The organism is Actinocrispum sp. NPDC049592 (assembly GCF_040675465.1).
Lineage (GTDB): Bacteria > Actinomycetota > Actinomycetes > Mycobacteriales > Pseudonocardiaceae > Kibdelosporangium.
In genome coordinates this window covers 208,643-231,263 of sequence record NZ_JBFAPA010000009.1, presented here as the reverse complement: position 1 = coordinate 231,263, position 22,621 = coordinate 208,643, and the positions used below count along the sequence as shown (strand labels likewise).

At 64.8% G+C, this 22,621-nt stretch carries 15 protein-coding genes and 1 tRNA gene; 9 read left to right on the top strand and 7 right to left on the bottom strand.

What is annotated here, in order from left to right:
- Window positions 1-855: 855 nt before the first annotated feature.
- A complete protein-coding gene (locus AB0J95_RS23995) occupies window positions 856-2,928 on the top strand; it encodes a tetratricopeptide repeat protein (RefSeq protein WP_364761681.1) in 2,073 nt (690 codons plus the stop codon).
- Window positions 2,929-3,286: 358 nt separating this feature from the next.
- Here AB0J95_RS23995 and AB0J95_RS23990 read toward each other — a convergent pair whose 3' ends face one another.
- Window positions 3,287-3,502 (bottom strand): hypothetical protein, encoded by a 216-nt coding sequence (locus AB0J95_RS23990; RefSeq protein ID WP_364761678.1) that lies wholly within the window; start codon window positions 3,500-3,502, stop codon window positions 3,287-3,289.
- Between the two features lie 233 nt (window positions 3,503-3,735).
- Here AB0J95_RS23990 and AB0J95_RS23985 point away from each other — a divergent pair, with 233 nt between their 5' ends.
- A complete protein-coding gene (locus tag AB0J95_RS23985; protein ID WP_364761675.1) occupies window positions 3,736-4,722 on the top strand; it encodes a hypothetical protein in 987 nt (328 codons plus the stop codon).
- A gap of 657 nt (window positions 4,723-5,379) precedes the next feature.
- Here AB0J95_RS23985 and AB0J95_RS23980 read toward each other — a convergent pair.
- Window positions 5,380-6,018: a hypothetical protein gene (locus AB0J95_RS23980; RefSeq protein WP_364761672.1), complete on the bottom strand. Its 639-nt coding sequence runs from the start codon at window positions 6,016-6,018 to the stop codon at window positions 5,380-5,382.
- Window positions 6,019-6,298: 280 nt separating this feature from the next.
- On the opposite strand from AB0J95_RS23980, the gene AB0J95_RS23975 reads away from it, so the two are divergent.
- From AB0J95_RS23975 to AB0J95_RS23955, 5 genes are all read left to right on the top strand, one after another.
- The gene (locus tag AB0J95_RS23975) at window positions 6,299-7,081 is read left to right on the top strand and encodes a hypothetical protein (protein WP_364761669.1); all 783 of its coding nucleotides are present in this window, start codon (window positions 6,299-6,301) and stop codon (window positions 7,079-7,081) included.
- Window positions 7,082-7,153: 72 nt separating this feature from the next.
- A complete protein-coding gene (locus tag AB0J95_RS23970; RefSeq protein ID WP_364761666.1) occupies window positions 7,154-7,783 on the top strand; it encodes a hypothetical protein in 630 nt (209 codons plus the stop codon).
- A gap of 1,049 nt (window positions 7,784-8,832) precedes the next feature.
- Entirely contained in the window at window positions 8,833-12,369 is a 3,537-nt protein-coding gene (locus AB0J95_RS23965; RefSeq protein WP_364761663.1) for an AAA domain-containing protein, read from the top strand.
- A gap of 1,366 nt (window positions 12,370-13,735) precedes the next feature.
- The gene (locus tag AB0J95_RS23960) at window positions 13,736-14,029 is read left to right on the top strand and encodes a transposase (RefSeq protein WP_364761660.1); all 294 of its coding nucleotides are present in this window, start codon (window positions 13,736-13,738) and stop codon (window positions 14,027-14,029) included.
- Between the two features lie 141 nt (window positions 14,030-14,170).
- Window positions 14,171-14,941, top strand: a complete 771-nt coding sequence (locus AB0J95_RS23955) for a hypothetical protein (protein ID WP_364761657.1) — start codon at window positions 14,171-14,173, stop codon at window positions 14,939-14,941.
- On the opposite strand, the gene AB0J95_RS23950 is transcribed toward AB0J95_RS23955, so the two are convergent.
- From AB0J95_RS23950 to AB0J95_RS23935, 4 genes are all read right to left on the bottom strand, one after another.
- Window positions 14,909-15,475 (bottom strand): NUDIX hydrolase, encoded by a 567-nt coding sequence (locus tag AB0J95_RS23950; protein WP_364761654.1) that lies wholly within the window; start codon window positions 15,473-15,475, stop codon window positions 14,909-14,911. The two genes, AB0J95_RS23955 and AB0J95_RS23950, sit on opposite strands and share 33 nt — an antisense overlap.
- Window positions 15,476-15,532: 57 nt before the next feature.
- Window positions 15,533-16,906 carry an AAA family ATPase gene (locus tag AB0J95_RS23945; RefSeq protein WP_364762148.1) on the bottom strand — a complete coding sequence of 458 codons (1,374 nt, stop codon included), beginning with the start codon at window positions 16,904-16,906 and terminating at the stop codon, window positions 15,533-15,535.
- Window positions 16,907-17,102: 196 nt separating this feature from the next.
- Window positions 17,103-18,356 carry a tyrosine-type recombinase/integrase gene (locus AB0J95_RS23940; protein ID WP_364761652.1) on the bottom strand — a complete coding sequence of 418 codons (1,254 nt, stop codon included), beginning with the start codon at window positions 18,354-18,356 and terminating at the stop codon, window positions 17,103-17,105.
- An 86-nt stretch (window positions 18,357-18,442) separates the two neighbouring features.
- A tRNA-Leu gene (locus AB0J95_RS23935) sits at window positions 18,443-18,516 on the bottom strand.
- 157 nt (window positions 18,517-18,673) lie between these two features.
- On the opposite strand from AB0J95_RS23935, the gene AB0J95_RS23930 reads away from it, so the two are divergent.
- Window positions 18,674-19,270, top strand: coding sequence for a response regulator (locus tag AB0J95_RS23930; RefSeq protein WP_364761649.1), 597 nt, complete (start codon window positions 18,674-18,676; stop codon window positions 19,268-19,270).
- On the opposite strand, the gene AB0J95_RS23925 is transcribed toward AB0J95_RS23930, so the two are convergent.
- Window positions 19,263-21,062, bottom strand: coding sequence for a hypothetical protein (locus tag AB0J95_RS23925; protein ID WP_364761646.1), 1,800 nt, complete (start codon window positions 21,060-21,062; stop codon window positions 19,263-19,265). The two genes, AB0J95_RS23930 and AB0J95_RS23925, sit on opposite strands and share 8 nt — an antisense overlap.
- A gap of 218 nt (window positions 21,063-21,280) precedes the next feature.
- On the opposite strand from AB0J95_RS23925, the gene AB0J95_RS23920 reads away from it, so the two are divergent.
- On the top strand, window positions 21,281-22,522 hold the full coding sequence (locus AB0J95_RS23920) for a branched-chain amino acid ABC transporter substrate-binding protein (RefSeq protein ID WP_364761643.1): 1,242 nt from the start codon (window positions 21,281-21,283) through the stop codon (window positions 22,520-22,522).
- Window positions 22,523-22,621 lie beyond the last annotated feature (99 nt).

Here is a 22,621-nt window from a genome sequence, read left to right as displayed (position 1 = left end):
GGATCGGAAGCGGGGGTCGCGGGCTGGTTCGGCGATGGCAGGCTTTGTCGGTCTGAAGGAAGGCACTCAGGCCGGGAGATTTCCCTGCAGCAGGTGCAGGAGCCGTTGCCGGTTGGTCGCTGACCACTGCAGGACGCCGCTCCAGGCTCTAGCAGCACCGGACCATCCACGAGTGTCCCGCCATGTCCGATCGCCCGGCGCGTTATGGCGGGACCGCAGCGCCACCTCGTCGAGTTCGGAGGCTCGACACTGCTTGGCGGCAGGAGCCGAGGTCCGCGGACGTCCCCGCAGCGTGCACGTCCCCCTCAACGGCGAAGACCATGCGCCGAACTTCTTCAGTCAAGTGGGAGGTACCTGAGGCCGTCCGGGGCGGTATGACCCGACCGGTTGACGACTTCAACATTTGTCCTGTCCAGTCGACCCTTGCGGACAAGCAGGACAACGGTTCGGTTCGCTCGGGAATGTTTGTTCGACCGTTCCCGAAGTCCTGGTTGGGGCCCATAGGTGGTGCGCAACAGGTGTTGCTGACACGGCCGGGAGTACGAGCCGCCACGCCGAAGTTGGGTCTGGTCCTTTGAGCGTTCGGCGACTCCGGGGCGAAGAGTCCAACGGCGACTGGGTGAATATCGGCATGTTCGCACGGGAGTGATGCAGTACCGGTGGATCCTGGGGCGGAAGCCAACGTGCTCGGGAGGTGCACACGTGGCGACATCCGGGCCAGACACCACGCGGGAGCCTGCGGCCGACGAGAATCGGGAGATCAGCAACGAGTTGGCCGCCAGCTCGATCCACAACGTCGTCCAAGCTGGCGTTGTCCACGGCGACATACACCTCCACCCGAGGCCAGGTCGGGTCATGCCGCGCCAACTGCCCCTGCCCCCGGGCACCTTCGTCGGGCGGACCACCGAATTGCATATCCTCGAGGGAACCTTGGCCGCCTATGCAGCAGACACACTTGTACAACCGGACGGCCCGACGGTGGTGATCTCCACGATCGGTGGTTCCGGCGGGATCGGCAAGACCTGGCTCGCTCTGACCTGGGCCCAGCGCCACCTCGACCGATTCCCCGACGGCCAGTTGTTCGCAGACCTGCGCGGCTTCAGCCCCACCGGCCTACCGACCACCCCGGGGGATGCGTTGCGCGGGTTTCTAGAAGCCCTCGGGGTCGGCCGCGACCACCAGCCGTCCGAACTGGACGCTCAGGCCGCGCTTTACCGCAGCAAGATCGCGGACAAGCGGATGCTGATCGTGCTGGACAACGCCGCCACCACCGACCAAGTCATCCCGCTACTGCCCGGCACCGCCACGTGCACCGTGCTGATCACGAGCCGCAACCGGCTCCCGGCGCTGCTCACCCGCCACGGCGCCCGCCCCCTGCACCTAGACGTCCTCACTGACGCCGAGTCCCGCGGCCTGCTGGCCGCCGCCCTCGGCCAAGACCGCGTGACAGCCGCCAAGGAGGCGGTCGCGGACCTGATCGCACTGTGCGGGGGATTCCCGTTAGCGCTCGGGCTGATCGCCGCCCGCGCCGCCGCCGAACCTCACCTGCCATTGGCCGAGACCGTCGCAGCACTGCGCGGCCTCGGTCTGGACGCCCTGGACTCCGACGACCCGTCAGCGAGCCTCCCGGCAGTGCTGTCCTGGTCCCTGCGCCGGCTCACCGACCTGCAGCGCACTGTGTTTGGCTTATTGGGTATCGCTCCCGGACCCGACATCGGCCTGCCCGCCGTCGCCAGCCTCACCGGCCTGCCAGCGCGGGAGACGCACGCGGTGCTGCGTGAACTGGCCGATGCATCCCTGATCGACTGCGCCCCGGGCGGCCGGTACTCGATGCACGATCTCGTCCGCGCCTACGCCACCACCCACGCCCACACCACGTTCCTCGAACCAGTACGGACCGCGGCGCTGGAACGGGTGGTCGACTTCTACCTGCACACCGCCCGCACCGCCCACCGCCTCCTGGCCCCCTACGACGTGCCGATCCGGCCGGATCGGCATGCGCCCGAAGGGCGACCACACCCGCTGCCCGACCAGCCGGCCGCGATGGCATGGCTGGAGGCCGAACACCCTCACCTGCTCGCCGCCCAACACATGGCCGTTATCCACCACCGTCACCACTCAGCCGTGCACCTCGCCTGGAACTTGACCGTCTTCCACTGGCGGCGGGGACACCGCCACGACGACCTGACAGTGTGGCAGGCGGCGCTAAACGCTGCCGAGCACCTGATGGATTTCGTCCCCCGCATCAGCGCCCACCGCTACCTCGGACGCGCCCACTCTCGGCTGGGCCAGCACGAGCAGGCCTCCAAGCACCTCGACCAGGCACTCGCCCTGGCACAACACCACTGCGACATCCTCCAACAAGCCCACACCCACTACGAGTTCTCGATGTCGTGCCAGCGGCGAGGGGACGATCGCGAGGCCCTAATCCACGCCCAACAATCCCTGGACCTCTACCGCACCACTGACAATCAAGTGCTGGAAGCTAAGGCGCTCAACCTGGTCGGCTGGTACGCCGCCCGTCTTGGCGAGTACGACGCCGCCCGCGGGCACTGCCAGGCCGCCCTCACTCTGCATCGACACCACCACGACCCCGACGGCGGCGAGGCATACGCCCTGGACAGTCTGGGCTTCATCGACCACCGCACCGGCGACCACCACCAGGCCATCCGCCACTACCAGCAGGCCCTCGCCCTATTCCGCAACCTTGGCAACATTTACGACGTTGCCGACACACTCGACCGCCTCGGCCACCCGCACGTCGCACTTGGGCAGTACGACCAGGCCCGCGTGGTGTGGCGGGAAGCGCTGACGCTGTACCGAGAACAAGGCCGCAACACCGACGCCGAACGCGTCCAACAGCAGCTCGACGGCCTTGACCACTCCGACGACGACCAGTCTCACGAGTCCACCGAAGCCGCAAAGTAGGCACTTCACGAGAAGCAAGCTGGAGTTCTTGCAGGGCATCAAGCAGCTGCTGTTTGAGGGACCGCGACGTGGTCGCACAACACCTGGAGCCCGTCCATTTGATCGGACCGACGTCGTGGACGCCCTGATCGCCGATGGCTCTGTACCCGACGAAATGCTGCGCGAATATCCATATTGGACAGTTCGACGAGAAGGCAACGATCGCTGACACCGTGCACTACACCCCGAGCGACCATGTCGTGCACGATTGTCCAATCGTGTGTACTGCAACAGTGCCCAACACCTCAAGAGTCCCAAGAGAACGCTGAGCTGGGCTCCGACAAGTAGGTCCGAACAACCGGAGGCCGGCTGTCCGGACCTACTTGTCGGAGTGCTCGAAGGCGCGGTCGAGCGCGGACCGGTGTAGCGCGCCAGCACGGCCTCGACCAGGTCGTCGGGCAGCGGCGGCGCTGTCTGTAACGTCGACTATGGCGACCACGTGCAGCTTGACGTTGGTGTGCTGGGAAATTACCCGCAGCGCCTCGAACGCCTCCCGGGCCTCGGCGAGGGCTTGGTTCTTGCTGTCGGCATCCACGGGCAGCCGGCCGCTTCTGCCGCGAGCGGCCACCGCGCACTGCGGACCGCATTTACGATGAGCTGGCCCAGCTCGGCAACGTTCCCTTCGGACCGCAGCGAGGCCGACATCATCGTCGGCATGACGGACCAATGGCGCCAGGCTGGTGCGTCCGACTCGGAATCTAGGGCAACCTCCCTCGATGACGGCGAATTGGTATGCGGCCAGACTATCCGGACGCATACCCTGCTCCGGTGGAAGACCACATTTCGCCGACTGTCGAAGTTGTTCGGCGGCTTATGAAGCAGGCTGCTACTCGTCAGCTGGAGCGCCAGGAAGCCCAAGCGGCCACGTTTGAGCAGGCCCGGAAATCGCTGCGCGACACGTCCCGCAAGGCCATGGCCTGGCTTGAGAAGACGGTGGAAAAAGCTGGGAAAGGCGCAGTCCAGCTCCACCGCCAAGCGGCCCCGCCGAACTGGAATCTGGGCCAGGGGGACGATCCCCTGCCTTGGACGTTCCCGATGGCCGCCCGGCTGTCACTCCGCACAGGCATTCCGCTGGCTTGGGCGCCTGATCCCGAGACCGTCGAGCTGCTCGTCCTGAGCGGCGCCTCCGCGACCGAGGAAACACTTCGCGGCATCCTGGCGTCCCGGACCCTCGTCATCCTGGATCACTGCCAGAAGATGCTCGACCTGTTGTCGACGACGAACAAGGCGACCGCCGCCCACCGGCAGATGATCGAGGTGGCCCAGCAGTCCGTCACCGCCCTCCGACAGGGCTTGATCTCGCCGGCTCAGTCGTCGGCCGGGAACCTGATCGACTACCTGCTGCGGAAGTTGTTCTCGCCGATGGTGCAAAACAGCAAGCAGATGTACTACCGGGTGGCCAAGGAGCACGTCGAGCAGATGGCCCGGGAGAAGGTCTTCCCGCTGAAACTGCTCTTGGCGGTGCGGGAAGTCACGGCCTTGATGCCCGTACCGCTCGCGCTCGCCGAGTGGTGGCCGCACAAGCAGGACCCTCTGCCTACCTGGTTCAGCCGCCACGCCACGGCCCACGCCGTCGTCGCGCCCGACCAGGTGAACGCCGTCAACGCGCTCGTGGCCGTGATGATGGCGGTTTCGCTGCTGTGCCAAGAGGTTGACTCGGGCTGGGCGATGATCTCCCCTGCGCGCCGCGAGGCCACGCTGGCGGCGATCCAGGAACGGCGCCAGCTGCCCGCCACCGAGGCGGGCACTGCGTAGTTCTGCCGATAGCCCCAGCGCCCCACCTGCGAATTCAAAGGTGGGGCGCTGGTCGTTGGTAGTGCCTCAGACCGGCTTGAGATGCGGTCCGCTCGGCGAGCCGTCCTCCCTCGGTCTTGCGCTTGCGGCCGCCCGCCTGGCTGCCACCGGCGTCCTTTCGTGACCAGTGCCTGCGGCTTCACCGGCTCCTCCTTGGCCATCGCGTTCATCACGGCCATGGCCTTGTCTGGAGGCAGCTGCTGGATGAGCTTCGCGGCCGCGGCCTTGTCCATCTGGGCCAGGAAGGCCACTGTGGGACCCAGGTCCATCTCGGCTAGAAATCCGGGCAGTGGCCCGACATCCTGGCTATCGGTCTGCACATACAAGGTCCGAGTTTGCTGCTGCGGCTTCCAGCGTGGCGCGTCCTGTTTTGGGAACAGGTGGATGTCCTTCAAGAGAACGGCGATACGGCCGAGAGGATCGCGATCCACGCGTGTGTCGAGTCGAAGGAACTTCATTTTTTCCCGCTGCGGCTCGGCTCTCTAGGGGAACCGATGTCGGAACGACGACGCAAGGAGCCCGACCGCACAACGTCGGTGGGTAACGTACGTCGACCCGTGTGGTGTGCAGATGGTCAACGTGGTTGAGTCGGCGGGGTGGGCGTCGTGTGTCGAGGTCTCAGCATGCGGGTTTCAAATAGCGATGGTCTACCCAGTTCGTCTGGCCCGTTTCCGTCGTCACTTGCCAGTACGGCAAGCCGCGGGGATGTCGCTCGTTGGTGACGGTGACCTTGGTGCCGCGAGCCAGTTCGACAAGTGGCGAACCGTATTCATCGCGGAGAGCGAGATCCTTTGCCGCGACCTCGTACTGCTGGCATCCGGGCGGCACTACTGGGGTCGAGGCGTCATTGTTGTTGCCGACGGGGCGTGGCGAGGTGGATTGAGTGCTGTCATCGGCCGAGTGCGAGAGCAACGTGGTGATGACGGCCGTGACAGTGGCGAGAACAACGACGCCCGCGGCGATGCCGGTGATAAATGGGTGTAGGCGAAGGCGCTCGTGGCTCGACGGTCTCGTAGTGGATCTTGTCGAGTCGAGTTCCGTGTTGCCGACTCCGGAAACGTGCTCGGCGGGTGTCAATTGATCCAGTGATTCGTCGGGAGGTAGGTTGAACACTTTGCGTGCTGCGTGCAGCTCCTTAGGCTTCAATTTTCGTTCGCCGGAGACGGTTCGACTGATGGTTGCATCGGACAGCTCGACCCCGTGCCGAGCGAGCGCGGTTTTGAATTGCTGTTGTGTCATGCCTTTCTCGGTGAGCATCGATTCCAGCGGAGTGCGAGGTGGTATGCCTCCGCGGGTGGCGACTGGGCGGCCTGTCTGATCACTCTTTTCACTCATTTCAAGTCCTTCCTTCAGGAGGGGATCAATCGTGTTTCAGCAGGTAGGAAGCATGAAATATTTCGCAGCTTTTCTAGGCGTGAAATTGATGCATGTGTGATCTTCCGGATGTCATAGTGGTGCCGTCCCGGCACGGCAGGCGGTGCGACATCGCCTAGCCGTTGCCTCCGCTACCGCTTCCTACGTGCGAAGGAGAGATGCGGTGTTGGTGACAACCTCCCGCCGATCGAATGCCGAGTCGCCGTCTAGTCGACGCCGCATTGTGTGTACCACTATCGCAGCGACGCTCGCTTTCGGTGCGTCCACTTTCGCTGCTGCGCCTGCCGCGGTAGCCAATCCGAGCTACCTCACCACCGACGGAGATATCCCCAGCCCGAACAACGGCCTGGACGAGCCTGGGGCCGGCGCCCGTATCACCAACAAACCATTCGGCTACTACCTCGGCCGAATCATGACCGGCTCCACGTTCACACAGGTCGGTGGCCGTTTCAAGGGCCACTATTACGGCCGGTTGACCGGCGCCGGAACCAATATGTGCGGATGGCTTCATCGCAGCGCTCGTGGTGCGCGCATGGGCAGCGCGAAGAGCAGCTGCTCGGCCGCGACGGCGAATCACATGTGGCAGCGTACTCACGTGGGCAAGAGGTTCAGTGCGCCAGCGGGCACCAAGGGAACCAGCGGTGCACCGACCACAATCAACGCGGACGCCGGAAAAGATTGCCGACTGTACTACAACTATTTCACGGGAACCGACTTCCAGCACGGCTCCCTGCGTGATCCGGCCGATCAGACCTACCGCGCCGGCGGCGAATCGAAGCAGGTCGACTACCGGTTTGTGACCCTCGATGGCAAAGCCGCGGTCGTGCGCGACGCGACGTACGGCTGGGGCTTCGTGCGACCGGAATGCCTGACCATGCGCGATCCAACCACCAACGCAGTGATCCCGACCTACAACGACCCGGACACGGGCGCACCCCAATTCTGACCGCTCCCGGCGTCACTTCCCACGAAGCACCACCATGAAAGGAAAGCCGTGATACGTACCGTCACGCGCGCCGTGATCATTCTCGCCCTGGCCCTGCTGAGCCTGGCGCCACCGGTGTTCGCCGCGCCCACCGATGCTGGTGGCGCCGCCCAGGCGGCGGCGTCAGGACCTGGGCTGTTCGTGCAGTACACCGCCAAGGACAGTTGCACGGTGTACCTCAACTATCCCAAGGACGGGGTCACGGCCAACAGCACCTTCACCATTCCGGCCGGGCACACGCTGATCTGGCGCTACAACGTCAACGCCGACTGGGCGGTCGTGTCGTACTCGGCCCGCGCGCACAAGATCTTCCCGTGGTGGGGCTTCACCCGCCGGGAGTGCATCGGCGTATCGGTCAAGCAGGGCGGCTACCCGGCCGGCCGAGCGATCCCCGACCGGATCCGGGAAGGACGCAGCAACCAGACCACATCGGGCTGGCGCCCGGTCAGCTTCACCATCCCGGCGGCCGCGATCGTCCAGCCAGACCTGGCGGTGCGCCGTGACGCCACGCTGCGCGATGACGTCAACTTCGTGATCGGCAACGTGCAGGCAGGGTGGCACGTCGACGTCAGCGCGCGCACCCGATCGAACGGCCATTGGGTGAAGGTCTACGTCCCGCATGCCCGACGTTGGGGCTATGTCGAACGATCAGTGCTCGGCTGAGGCGAATGTCCTTGCGCGGGAAGGCGGACAGCTCCGCCTTCCCGCGACACGCCGGCACAGGCTGGGTCGTGCACCCCGTGCCACAACCACACCACGGCAGCTGACAGCACACTCCATTCGTGCCACCAGCATCGCCTGGGTCTGTTACGGCACAACGTTTTCCGGCATCGTCATGTATCGAGCTGCCCAGTGTCGACACGCGCGTCCACGGATGCCCTTGCCAGACAGGCGATCCCGGGCTGGTGACGTCGAAATGCGTCGCCGTCGCTGCACCAGAGGGTAGATTTGTCGCCCGGATCGATGCTGACATTACCCCGAAGGGGACGTCTTGCGGAGAGTCACCGACCGCGACCGCGCCGAGGTTGTCCGGCACCGATGGCGATGAACAGGGAGAACAGCAGGACCAGGGCGGTGCGGACGGCGAAGTGCTCGTCCGGGTGTGTTGGTGGCGAGGTGGGCATGGTGGTGGTCTCCGGCGGGGGCGTCGGGTTTTGCTGTGTTCGCTGGGTTTCTCGGCGGGGCTTGGGTGACTCCCTCCGTGCCGAAGACGGATCCAGGTGTGCGAAAAATCTTGGGATTCGGTGGGGGGAGCGCGGGGACGGCTGCCTAAAACCGAGTCGTGACGATGGGGGACCGCTGCGGATTGCCAGGGAGAGGGCATGACCCGAAGTCAACGGCCGGGATACTCCACAGACAGTGGGGACGATCATCCTCGGACGGCGCTGTCGGACGAGGAACTGGCTGAAGTGATCTCCGAGGGCGGTCACCAGTGATGTGGTAGCCCGCGCGGAGAACATCCTGTTGGGCTCGGCGGCGACGGGGCAGCCGAACGCCCTTTCGGTGACGATTCGCCATGGAAGCCTGGTACACCGGCGTCCGTGTTCGAGTCGCGGTGAGGATCTTTCAGCTTCTGGTGACAGGTGGCGGCCACGGAGTGGCCTGAGCGGCGTCGATGTCCAGAACGGCGGGCGGTGTCGATCCTTGAGGTCACGTCCGTGGTATGTCAGAGAGTTGGTGACGCGATGGGACGCGCGAGGAACTTGGGTTCTATGAAGCAACTGGGTCGTCGGTCGAAGCTGGCGGCGGAACCCGGGCTGGACGTTCGGCGAGCTGAGATTGTGCGGTTCTGGCGGACGGTGGAGTTGTTCAATCCGCAGAAGGTGGATCCGGTCGACAGTCAGCAACAGGTGTTTGGTGTCCGGCCTGGCGCGCCGTTGCCGTGGGAGCCAGAACATCAACTTGCTAGGTGGAAGCTGGAAGAGAACCAAGCGTGGCGGCATGTCGTCTATCTGGGCGTCTTTCGGCTGGAAGAGATGTTTGATGTGCTCTCGCGAGTCTTTCCTGCTGTTGCGGGCAGCTATAACGAACGCCCACCTGGAGAAAGTGCGCTTGCCGCGTTCGCTGTGGGCGAGGACGGACGTGCTGTCGTAGACACCGAGGTGCTCTCCAGTTGCGCTTGGGCGACCGGTCAGGCGTCGCGGGAAGGCCAGGTCGGACGGGACTGGCTCTCGGGATTTCGCGATGCCACCGTCGATTTCCGTGAGGCATGGCGCGAACTTGTCACCAATGAGCACCAGGATGGGTCCTCGCAACAGGACGGCCGCGTCCTCGACCTCGACGCGGTGCTCGAATGCCTGGACCTCGCCGTAGGCGCTACCGGGATGGGCGAACTGGTGTCGTGCACGCAGATCCGCATCAGCAGTCAGTTCGTGGCCCGGCGCAAAGCGGACGAGCCTGGTGGCACCGATTTCCTCAACAGCCTCATCATGGACGACCTCGAACACGTGGCGGAGCGCATCGCCATGGGAGACATCGGCACCGCACTGCGCGCCTATCTCACCCCGGACGACGAGATCTCCAAGACTGATCGCGTCGACGTGCGCGAGGCGATCAGCACGGTCGTCGAGCGCACCGCACCGGACCGGGTGCCTGCGGGCCGGTGGCCCAGCCGGCCCGCGCACGCGCTCGCACTGAACCAGCAGTTGGCAGTCAACACCGCCTTCGGCATGACTGGTGCTGGCGTCATGGGCGTGAACGGGCCGCCGGGCACGGGAAAGACGACGATGCTGCGTGACCTGATCGCAGCCCTGATCGTGCAGCGCGCCACCCGGCTGGCGACACTGTCAGACCCGGACGAGGCCTTCACCGGTGAACAACGGCGCTGGAAGACCGGTAAATACACGCGGGTGGTCAGCCCGTTGAGGCCCGAGCTGACCGGGTTCGAGATCGTGGTGGCGTCGGCGAACAACACCGCCGTGCAGAACATCACCGACGAGATCCCTGCCGCCGAGGCCATCGACAGCTCATGGCACGACCAGGCAGCAACCCTCGACTACTTCCCTGAGATCGCCACCGCGTTGTTGGCCCCGGAATCCGACGGGCATGTCCGGCAACCGGCCCAGGCCAGTGAACAAGGCTGGGCATTGGTCGCGGCCCGGCTGGGCAACAAGGCCAACCGCCGCCGGTTCACCAGCGCGTTCTGGTACCACACACCCAACCAGCCCAACGATGACGACGCCTGGTTCGGCCTGAACGAGGCACTGAAGACCTACGCGGACGGCGGCGGCACACCCCGGCCGTGGTCCGATGCCGTGGACGCCTTCCGGGATGCCGAAGCGCGTGTGAAAGCGATCCGCGCTGAGCGCATGAGGGTGTACCAGGCGTTCCAGCGTCGCGAGCACTTGCGCGACACACTGGACGACCTGCGTGAGCGGGTTGCGCAGGCGGTGAAGCGGGTCGAGAAGGCGACCGCGCAGCGCGAGGCCGCGGTCGGTATCCAGCGTGAGCGTGCGGCGGAGGCCGAGCGGATCGCGCTGCGCCAACAGGCCGAGGCCGAGCAGGCTGCCCGTCAGCGCGGGGAGATCGCCGAGCAGTTGGTGCGGCAGCGCACTGCCGAGTTGCTGCGCTTCGTTGCCGGGCCGTTGGCCAGCGCCGAGCGGATCGTTGGTACGTGGACGGCGGAGTCGAGCCGCCGATGGGACACCCGCGCTGCACATCAGGCTTCCCGGCCGGGACTGTGGAAGCGGCTGATCAGCTTCGGCACTGCCGGGCGCGCGTGGACGCGAAAGGACCGGTGGCTGGCTACCCAGGTGGAGGAGGCCCGGCAGGACCTGGCTCATGCCCATCACCAGTTGGACGTCGCGCACGGTCAGCGCGCATCCCTGCAGCAGGACATCGACAGCGCCCAGCACGAACTGGATGCGATCCGACGGCTCCTTGCCGCCGGAGTGCCCAAGCCCACGATCACCCACCCACCGCTCGTGGCGGCCAACCGCGAGGTGGCACAGGCGAAGGACACAGAGACCGAAGCGCACCTTGCCCAGACCGCGAGCGAGAAGTCTTTGCGTGACTGTGAAACCGAGATCGCGGCCCTCGACAAACAGCTCAAGCGAGACGCCGCACCCCTGAGCGACCACTACCCCCACGAGCGATGGTGGAACAAGCGCGAGCATCGAGAGAAGGCCGCGCTGTGGACGGACGCCGGTTGGAACCAGGCCCGCACAGAGCTGTTTGTCGCGGCTTTGGCTCTGCATAAGACTTTTCTTCAGCACGCCGCCGGCCAGATGCGCCGCAATCTGCAGGCTGCCATGGACCTCGTGACCGGTGAGGCTCCCAGGGACCTGGACGCCGAATCGGCCCTGGCCGCCTGGCAGAACCTGTTCTTCGTCGTGCCCGTGGTCTCAACCACCTTCGCCTCCTACGCCCGGCTGTTTGGCCACGTCGGCACAGAATCGTTGGGCTGGCTGCTCATCGACGAAGCCGGACAGGCCACACCCCAGAACGCTGTCGGGGCTCTGTGGCGGACCCAGCACGCGGTGGTGGTCGGTGATCCCCTCCAACTCAAACCGATCGTTACTTTGCCGTTTTCGGCTGAGGACGCAATCCGCGACACGCTGGGCGTCGGCGAGGAATGGTCAACCCACGGAACCTCCGTCCAAGTCCGTGCGGATGCTCTCACCTCGCTGGGCACCACGCTGCCCGTCGGAGACGGGGACGAGACGTGGGTGGGAGTGCCCCTGACGGTTCACCGGCGCTGCGACCACCCGATGTTCACCATTGTCAACTCGATCGCCTACGGCGGCCTGATGATCAACGGCATTGGGCGCGACGCGCAACAGCGGTTCACCGCGGCGTATCCGGACCTGCCACCGTCGATTTGGATTGATGTCGAGAGCCGCGACGCGCAGGGCAACTGGATTCCTGCTGAGGGGCGTGAACTGGACCATTTACTCCGCACCCTCGCCACACACAAGTTCCGCATGTCAGACGTCATGGTCATCGGTCCGTTCCGCGATGTCGCCCGGCAGATCGCCCGCAGGACCCGCCAATATACAGGGCTGACTGGCGGCACTGTGCACACTGCGCAAGGCAAGGAAGCTGACATCGTCATCCTCGTGCTGGGCGGCGCGCCCGACCGGGTGGGCGCCCGCGGATGGGCTTCCAGCGAACCGAACCTGCTCAATGTCGCCATCAGCCGGGCCAAACGTCGCCTCTACATCATCGGAGACTGGGAGAACTGGGCTAGGTTGCCCTACTTCAAGACCGCGGCCGCCTACCTCAAGCGGACCGATCCTGTTCAACGCTGAGCCTTACAGGCATCTGATCTTGGTTGGACGCGGTACCTCGGACCGCGGACAGACCGCGGTCTTACTGAACCAACGGCAAGCTGATCTGTTGGTAGTGGCGCAGGTGGCATGCGGCCTCGGCGCCGGGCTGGAGGGCGTCGATCGTTCGTCTCGCAGCGGACAGCGGCACCGAGCGCGCTGAACTCGCCGCACTGCACACGACCGATCTCGCAGGGCGCGTGATGGACATCCGCCGAGCCTGGCAGGACGGCGTAATCGTGTCCCTGCACCACCATCGCCGCGGCCAGCTGACCCTCTCCACGAGCACAGCCGGCTACTGGACCGAGCACGTGCAACGCTGGCGCTACCCGGCAACCGGCCCGATCTGGCTGTTCCGTGCCACGCCGCGCAGCGGTGTTCCGTTGTTGCCCAACGGGTTGACTCAGCAGGTTGAGCACATCGCTGACACGGCAGTCGTTCCGGACGCGACGCTCCAAGGGCTGCGCCACACGGTAGGCGTCTATCTTGTGGCGCGCGGTACTGGCATCAGTGTCACAAATCAGGAGGTTCGCGCTGAACTGGCGAAAGTCATGGGCGCGATCTCCAAACTCGAGCAACAAGGCTTGAACTCCACGATCCTGCCAGCCGTGATGGCGCTAGTTGACTCTGGTTCTGGCACGGTTTCGGTGATGGCGGGTGTTGGTCATGTGCGGTGCAGGACGCGACGGCGGAGCAGGTCGAAGTTCGCCCGGCCGAACATAGCCCGCTTGATCAGCTTCAACCGGTTCACGTTGCCCTCGGCACGTTGCCCTCGGTCGGACCATTGCTGTGCGAGAGAGACAGCCCGGCAACGACCCGACCCCCGAAGACCTCACGGTCTCTATAGTTGATCATGGTGTGTGCTCGCGGCTGATGTATTCGCCTTGCTGTTCCCACACTTATCCACTGTGCGCGTCACGAACGTCAGTTGGGCCGGAGCGTCGATCGCGATAGATGCCACTACCACTGCACCGGTCGCGTCATGCCCGCGATGCGAGGGCACGTCGAACAGGGTGCACAGCCGCTACCTCTGACGTGTGGCTGATCGGGCTGTGTCGGGACAAGAGACGACATTGCGCTTGGAAGTCCGCAGGTTCTTCTGCGGCAACGACCAGTGCCCACAGCGCATCTTCGCCGAGCAGGTGGATGGTCTGACTGTCCGTTATGGACGTCGCAGTGTGCAGTTACAGGACGTGCTACGGCGCATCGCGCTGGCGCTGGGCGGTCGCCCAGGATCGCGGTTATGCAAGGGGATCGCCAACGCGGTCAGCAGGATGACGTTGCTGCGCATCATCCGTGCGTTGCCCGAGAACGAGATCGGGCCACTTGCGGTGATCGGGGTCGATGAATGGGCGTTCCCCAAAGGCGTAGGTACGGGCCTATCGTGGTGGATATGGCCAGTCATCGTCCGGTGGACTTGTTGCCGGAGGCCACTTCTGATGCCTTGGCCGCGTGGTTGGAACAGCATCCCGGTATCGAGGTGATCTACCGAGACCGCGCAAGCTACTTCGCAGACGGCGGCCGCCGCGGCGCTCCGAATACGACCCAGGTGGCCGATCGCCGGCACCTGCTGGCCAACCTGTCGTCAGCCGTCGAAAGGTGCTGGGCCGCAACAAGTCCAGCCTGCGAGAACAACCCGTAGAGCAGATGCCGACCCTGCCCACTCCGGAGTTCGAGCCACCACATGGGCTGTTGGCTCAACGGATCGCCGAGCAGCAGCCACTGATCCAGCAGATGATGGCTCGAGGCTGGACCATCAGCGCGATCGCCCGAGAACTCAACCTTGATCGAAAAACAGTACGCCGCTACGCCCGCGGCACCGTCGATGGAGCTGATCAGCACCGGCGTCCAGCGTAGCACGATCCTCAACACCTTTATGCCCTACCTGAAGAAACGCTGGGCAGAAGGCTGCGTCAACGCCGCGGCGTTGCATGCCGAGATCACCGCACAAGGCTTCCGTGGCAGCGCCCAGACCGTGCGCCGCCACTTGCAGCACTGGCCGACATTGCTAGCCCACGCGACCGCGCAGCAGGCGTTCATCCTCATCGACCTTGGCGAGATCACTGGCGCGGTCGAGTTGCTTTCTGCCGCGCGGGCGGTCGCCGAGCACTCCGCGCCGCCGTTGCTTCGCGCTTGGCTGGCTGCCGCCCACGGAGAGGGGCTCGCAGCAGCCGGGCGACGTGACGACGCGTTCCGGGCGTTCGATGCCGCAGACGCGCTTGTGCCGCCTGATCCCGTAGACCCGGCGCTGCCGTATCTGTTTCTCGCCGACGCGCATCTGGCCCGGTGGCGTGGTCATGCACTTGCTCGCCTTGGCGAGCCTGACGCGATCGACCAACTCAGTCACTCGTTGCCGCGTCTGCCTAAGGAGTTCGTGCGCGCCAAGACGGGCATGCTGGTTGATCTTGCGTTCGCCTACGCCGCTGCCGGTGACCGTGACGCCGCGCTTGCGTATGCCCGCGAGGCCAAGCGGTTCGCCAACCAGATCAAGTCCGACCGACAGCGGCGGCGACTCAGCGGCCTAATCCTGCCCGGCAGCGTCAGTGTTGCGTGAGGCCAGGTAGTACAGCAACGGAACCAGCGCCCCCGCACCCAGGATCTGCTGCTGTAGAGCCAACTCTGGGATGCGGCTCAGCGGGACCCATTCCAAGCGGCCAACTTCCTCAGTGTCCGTCGGCTCGCCGACCTTCTCTGCCTGCCGCCACAAGTACACGTCCGTCTTCGCCGTTACCTGACCCGGCAACGGTTCGAACCCGATCAAGTGCTCTGGTTCACCAACCGGCCGCCAGCCGCTCTCTTCCTCGACCTCACGGGCCGCCGTCGCTGCAGGCGGCTCTCCCTCCTCGACAAGGCCGCCCAGCAGCTCATACCCCCACTGCTCGGTGGCGAACCGGTAGCGCCACAGCATCAGAACTTCGTCGTTCTCGTTGACGATCAGTCCTATGGCGATCGGTGCCAGGTGGACAACGTGGTAGTCCCAGCGTTCCCCGTTCGGAGCCTCGACGTCTACGAGTCCAAGTCGGACCCATCGGTTGTCGTAGACGAGCCGCTCGCCGTATGTTTTCCATGAGCCGTGTGACTCAGTCACGGCGGCAGCCTACGGACTACTTGGCAGGCATGGTTCAAGCAGGGAAGCGGGAGTAGGCTATAGCAGGGTTTTGTCCAAGAACTCTATTAGCGGTATGAATAGCTTCTCGCCTTGCGATTCGACCCAGACGCGGCAGGCTTCGGTGTTGATTACGTCTTTAAGAATGTATGCTTCGGCCGCCAGCCTCCCTGGAATTTCGTGGTGGTCGTGACACTGTATGAGGACACCCTTGACATCAACTGAATACTGTTGACAGACAAACTGTTGTACAGATTCGTTTTCGAAAACTTGCAATTCGGGTGGTATCTCGCCGGGTAGGCTCATGGTTGAATCGACACCTGTGTGACCCGCGTCGGCGTCGGTTACCCCGGCTGCTTTTACTCCCGCTGCGGTGAGCACTTGTACCGCAGAGTGCACTTCGTCTCTGCTTCCTATAGGGATGACCGACGATCCGGCCAGTAGGTTCCGGGCGTATTGGCGTAGGATCTCGCAAACGAGAGTTTTAGCGAAGCTGTCTTCAACGCATATTGTGCGATCTTTTTTCGCTCCCACTCCACGCAAGTAGGCATCTATTTGATAGGCCGGCAGGCCGGGAAATGCTTCGAGCCTGCGCGATTCAGGCTCTCTGCGTAGATAAACGATTGCGGCCGATGGTAGTCTCTGGAGTATTGCCGCGCTGTGGGTGGTGAGAACGATCTGGTGCCCTCGGCGTGCGCACGCGTCGACAAGGTACTCTGCGAGGCGTACCTGCGCTTCTCCGTGTAGCGAGGTCTCCGGCTCTTCGAGAACGAACAGGCTTTGGGCGGGTGCTTCCTCCATGCTTCTTACCATGTAGACAACTCGCCCTTCTCCGAAGCCCATGTTGTTTTCGGAGTAGGTAATCCCATTCGTTGTCGCGGTGGCAAGTTCTGCGGCCCGCTTGCCATGGCGGAGCTCGCGAAAAGAGAGTGAACTGTAGGCGATGCCGAGTATTGAGGAAATTTTTATTGCGGTGGTTTCGTCCAGCGGTCTGTTCTCGCCAAGCTGAGCCAAATGGCCGCGATAAATGGAAAAGTCGCGGCGCTCAACCTTTGGAATAAACTGTGTAAAGCCTACGTAGTAGCAAGCGCGCTCCGGCTGTATTTTGTATCCCGACCACTCCTTTTGTGCTCGTTTTACTGTCACTTGTTGAGCATCCGCTCCTCGCTCAACGGTGTACGTGTAGATCGCGCTTGCGTCTTCGCTGAATGGAGTTGGATCCGCCGCTGAAACTGGGAAGAAATCTTTGACGTAGTAGCGCCTTAGGGCAGCGGTGGTTGGATTGCGGAATGCGCACGCTATTAGTTGGGCTATCGTACTCTTTCCTGTGCCGTTGAGTCCGCAAAATGCGGTAATTGGTGACGCGAATTCAAGCTTCAGGTTGTTGACGCCGCGAAATCCGTCTACATCGATGGATTGGAGGGTAGCGCCGAAGTTTGTGTAACGATGATTGGGATCGTACTTCCCTGCAAGTCGTCGGCGGTCGTCGTCGAAGCTTATGAGCGCCTCCTTCGGCAGGAGACAGAGAGTACGCTCGCGATCGCGTTGGAGCGAGTCGGCGAGTGTTGTGAAGGGTCCCTGCTGTGTCGAGGCATTTGGGCAAGTAATTTCAACGATGACGTTTGGGCATCCGGGAGCCTAGGATTTCAGCGGCCTTCCTGTCCGATGCAGCTACCCATGCTGCGTACACGCGCAGCGTTGTAGCTCCGCCTCCGCCGTGGCCAAGTCGTCCGGCTACGGTGGGGAGGTCTATACCGGCGGTCAGTAGTTCGGTAGCGCTGTAGTGGCGCAGAGCGTGTAGATGCGTGTCTATGTTGAGGCGGGTTGCCATGTCTCTGTACCGCTGGGTTACCGCGTTGGGCGGATACGGCTCGGTGTGACCGCGTGTCTGGGTGCCTGTGAAGACGAACAGGTCTTCGCTGAATTCTTGGTCGACTGAGCGCATGCGGGCTGCGACGCGTTCGCGGTGCTGTCGGAGCAGCGTCACTGTTTCGGAGTCGAGGGCGATTCGGCGGATCTGGTGAGTTTTGGTGTCCTTCTCCTTGCCAAGGACCCAGTTCCGGCGGACATCGATGACTTCAGCGTCCAAGTCGATGCGGGAGAAGCGGAGGCCGCAGAGTTCGCCGCGTCGCATGCCGGTCGTCATGGCGAGCCAGACCAGTACGCCCCAGTCTTCGTCCATCTCGAAGGCCTCTTCGACTAGTCGGGCGGCTTCAGCGGATGTCGGGGGATCGGGTTCGGGGCGTTTTTGCTTGGGGCGGCGGGCGATTTTGGCTGGATTGCTGGTGATCCAGCCCCAGCGTTCGGCGGCAGCGAGGGCGCCGCTGATGATCGAGTGGATCTGGCGGACGGTCGATGCGGCCATGGGCTTGCAGGTGTGCGGCTTGCATTCTTCGGCTACACAGTCGTGCTCGTCCTTCGTGCTGTGCTTCTCGATGAACGGCTTGCCGTCGCAACGGGTGCGGCAGCGGCGTAGTTCGGTGTAGAAGCTTTCGAGAGCCCGGGCGTCTACCTCCTTGGCGGCCAGCGAGCCGAGCACGGGCAAGATCGTGCGCTTGATGTAGCCCTCGTACGTTTTCCTTGTGCTGTCTTCAAGTTCGCTCGTTCGCATCCACTCGTCGATGGCGTATGCGAGCGTCACGGACGAGCTGACCGAACGCTGTTCGTCGACCTGGGCCAAGAACTTGCCGAGGACCGAATTTGCCTTCTTGTAAGAGGTTTTGGTGGTTCCGGAGATCGTTTCGCGGAGGTACACGCGCTTGCCGGTGACGGGATCGAGCCCTGCGTAGACGACCACTCGGAGCGATCCGCCACGCTCTTCGATCCGACCGCGTTCGCGGTCATCAGGGCGTGAACGAGCCATAGCCGTGAGCGTACTCGCACCCACGGCAGCACCCATTGATCAACTGAGTTGATCTCTATTCAGCTGTAACGCCTGTTCAGACGGTGTGCCCCCGGTGCGACTCGAACGCACACTGGACGGATTTTGAGTCCGCTGCCTCTGCCGATTGGGCTACGGGGGCTTGGCGACGCACTTTACGCGATCAGCCCCGGGCCACTGCGGGTGGGTGGTGTGCGGGGGATAACGCTCTTGATCGCGCCGTTGGGGTGGTGGGGCCGGTACGCTGCTGTTTCGGCTTTCGTGTGTGTTTGCAGCACCCAACAGCGAGGAGGACCCCGGTGACCGAGGTGGCTACCGAGGCCCGTGTGCAGCGGCGAGTGCTCGTTGCGGAGGATGAGGCGCTCATCCGGCTCGATCTCGTGGAGATGCTCAGCGAGGAGGGCTACGAGGTGGCCGGCCAGGCCGCGGACGGCGAGGAGGCCGTGCGGCTGGCCAGCGAGCTCAAGCCCGACCTGGTCATCCTCGACGTGAAGATGCCCAAGATGGACGGCATCGAGGCGGCTTCCACCATTGTGGGTGAACGGGTCGCGCCGTGTGTCATCCTCACCGCGTTCTCGCAGCGCGACCTGGTCGAGCGGGCCCGCGACGCCGGTGCGATGGCCTACCTGGTGAAGCCGTTCGCCAAGCACGACCTGGTGCCCGCGATCGAACTGGCGGTCAGCCGGTTCTCCGAGATGCAGGCGCTGGAGAACGAGGTGGCCGGGCTGACCGAACGCCTGGAGACCCGCAAGGTGGTCGAGCGCGCCAAAGGCCTGCTGATGAGCAAGCAGTCGCTCAGCGAGCCGGAGGCGTTCCGGTGGATCCAGCGCACCGCGATGGACCGCCGCACCACCATGAAGGCGGTCGCCGAAGCGGTCGTGGAGAACCTCAGCTGACCAGCAGGAACTCCACCAGGCTGGTCTGCGGGTCGCCGACGGCCGGATACACCCGCACGGCCATGCTCTGCGAACCGGGCAGCTCACCGGGCAAGGCCACGGTGAGCTGATATCGGCCACCCGCGGCCGGGCCGCCCAGGTCGGTGGGAACCGAGGCGATCCGGAACCCCTCCACGTACACCTCGAACCCGCGCACGGGCATCACCTGGTCGGTGAACGAAGCGTCCATGCCGACCTCGAGCACGAACGGCGACCGCACGGTCTGCCCCACCGAACCCGGGAACCCCACGGTCACCACGGGCATCGCCGGGGCGGGCGGCTTGAGCTCCGGGTCCGGCCGCCGCTCGGCACGCCGCGCCGGCCCGGTGATCTCCACATAGGACTCCAGCACCGCGCCGGAACCCGCGCCCCGCACCACGAGCGGGCTCACCGCGGGCGGACCATCCGCCGCGAACAGCGCAGGCGGCAACTCGGCCACCAGAGTCACGTCCGTGCCCGCCGCGGCGGGCGGCCCCGGGGTGGCCGGCACCAACGGCAGGAACTGGTCGCCGATCTGCAACGTGAGCCCCGAAGGATCCAGCCCCGCGCCCAGCGTCACGGTCGTCCGGATCCGCGCCGACGTGGCACCCACCAGCGGCTGCCGCGCCATCCCGATCCCCGGCGCGTTCTCGGTCGGCCGCAGCACCCGCTGCGTCCCCATGTGCGCGTCGGCCTCGACGACATCCGGGCCGGGCACCACGGAAGACAGTGCGATCCCGTCCACATAGAAGGTCGAGCGCCGCCCCGGCGGACCCGCCAGCCCCACCAGAACGGTCGCGGCCGGCCCCGGCAGCACCACGTCCGAGGTACCCACGAGCAGCGCGTCCTGATACACCCGTACGCCCGATGGGGTGAGCGCGACCTCGAACCGGTGCAGCACCCCCGTGCCCCGCTTGGGCGCCGTGACAGCCGGTGGCGCAGTGCCGCCGCGGGGCACCGAAGGTCCGGTGATCACGTCAACACCGGAATCCGAAAAGGACACCTGTATCGCCCCGGCGGGCAACGCCGGTGCCCCCCGACTGCGCGACCCGATCCGGTCGGCCGGCCCCGGGACGAATCCGATGGTGAGTTCCCCACGAGGGGCCGCCGCATCGGTCACCACGGTCACCCGCGCGTCCGGGCGAATTTCCAACGCGGCGCGTGACCGCATGACCACGTCATCGGCACCACACGCCAGCTGAATGGCTAATTGGCCCTTTTTCGCCGATGTTCCGGCGGCCAGGTCCACACACCCCCGATAGGCCGATACATGCCACCTCGATCCGGGCAGCTCCGAATGAATGCCGTCGGCCGTATCGAACTCGTCGGCATATCCGGACAATGGCGGGGAGGAATTCAGTGGCGTGCCGTGGACCCGGACAGGCGCGGAGCGCTGCCCGAACGGGTCGACCGTCCGGACCTCGATCGAGTAGTCCTGCCGGACCAGTCCGTCCAGCTGGGCGGCGGGCTGGCCGACCAGCCGGACCTGACCCGCCCAGCGCACCTCGAAGGCCGCCGCGCCGGGCACCGCGCGCCCACCCGGCACACCGTCTGCCCAGGCCAAACGTAATCGGCTCGGTCCTGGTTGGACAGTCACCGGACCGGGTGGTTCGACCGCCCCGGCCGGCTGCGGCAGCACCACGGAGTCGGACGCGAAGCGGGGGAACGGCGGCCCGGTGGCCTCCGGCGCGGACTGATCGCGGAGCATGATCACCGCCAGGGCGACCAGCGCGACCCCCGCCAGCCAAGCGCTAATGCGGGCGCGGCGCGTCACCTACCGCAGTCTATGCTAGTTCCGGCGTCCGAGAGTTAAGACAAACTTGAGGTAGTGTCCGCTGAACGTACGCGAACGTTGCGTTCTGGTTACGCTCTTCAACGGATGGCTGACTCTCGGCAGGTCCATCGCCTAAGTTCCGCCCAGCGCTCCTGTCAGGCGGGAGCCAATTGCGGGTTGCGTATTTGCGCGGCCGCGGCACCGAGGAGGATTGTCTCGTGCAGAAGAAGGTGGCAACGGCCGCAGTGCTGGCGGCTGGTGCACTATTGCTCGCTTCTTGCAGCACCAATAAACAGGAAGCCGGTTCCGGTGGAAATTCCGGTGGCCAGTCCTGCGACACCAGCAAGGGCACCCTGGTCGTCGGTTTCGTCGCTCCCCTCACCGGTGAATTGACCGCGCTCGGGCAGGGCATGAAGAACTCGACCGACCTCGCGGTGTCGCAGGCCAACGAGAAGTGTGCCGTTCCCGGGTACAAGCTCGTGCTGGACGCGCAGGACGACGAGAAGACGCCCGAGAAGGGTGGCCAGGCGGCCACCAAGCTGGCCTCCGACCCCAACACCATCGGTGTCATCGGCCCGCTGAACTCCTCGGTCGCGCAGGTCATCCAGCCGATCCTGGCCGCCAAGAAGATCGTCCAGATCTCCCCGGCGAACACCAACCCGACGCTGACCCGCGGCGAGAACTACGGCACCGCGCCCAAGCGCCCGTTCGAGACCTACTTCCGCACCTGCGCCACCGACGACCTGCAGGGCCCGTACGCGGCCAACTACCTGGTCAAGGACGCCGGCAAGAAGAACATCGCGGTGGTCACCGACGGCAAGACCTACGGTGAGGGCCTGGCCGGCGAGTTCATCAAGCAGGCCGAGAAGAACGGCGCGAAGATCGTCGCCCGCGAGAAGGTCGGCGAGAAGGACACCGACTTCTCCGGTGTGATCGCCAAGCTCAAGCCGAGCAACCCGGACGCCGTGTACTACGGCGGTGAGTACGGTGCCGCCGGTCCGTTCTCCAAGCAGCTCAAGGACGCCGGCGTCAAGGTTCCGCTGATGGGCGGCGACGGCATCGTGGACAAGACCTACGTGCAGCTGGCCGGCGCGCAGGCCGAGGGTGACCTGGCCACCTCCGTGGGTGCCCCGGCCGAGAGCCTGAGCGAGGCCAAGGCGTTCATCGACGCCTACAAGGCCAAGAACTACAAGGACCCGTACAGCGCCTACGGTTCGCTGTCCTACGACGCCGCGAACGCCCTGATCGGTGGTCTGGCCAAGACCCTCGAGGGTGGCAAGGCGTGGAGCGAGTCCATGCGTGCGGACCTGCTCAAGAACGTCGGCGCCTACAAGCAGAACGGTGCCAACGGTGAGATGGGCTTCGACCAGTACGGTGACAGCACGAACAAGCTGCTGACCGTCTACCAGGTGAAGGGCCCGGACTTCGCCCCGCTCAAGAGCGGCAAGTTCGAGGGCTGAGCGTAAAAACCGAATAGCGGACTGATTGCTCCGCCCGATCGGCGGGGTGTCTGGCGGGGGCAGGTCTTCAGGGGCCTGCCCCCGCCATCGTTGGAGGTA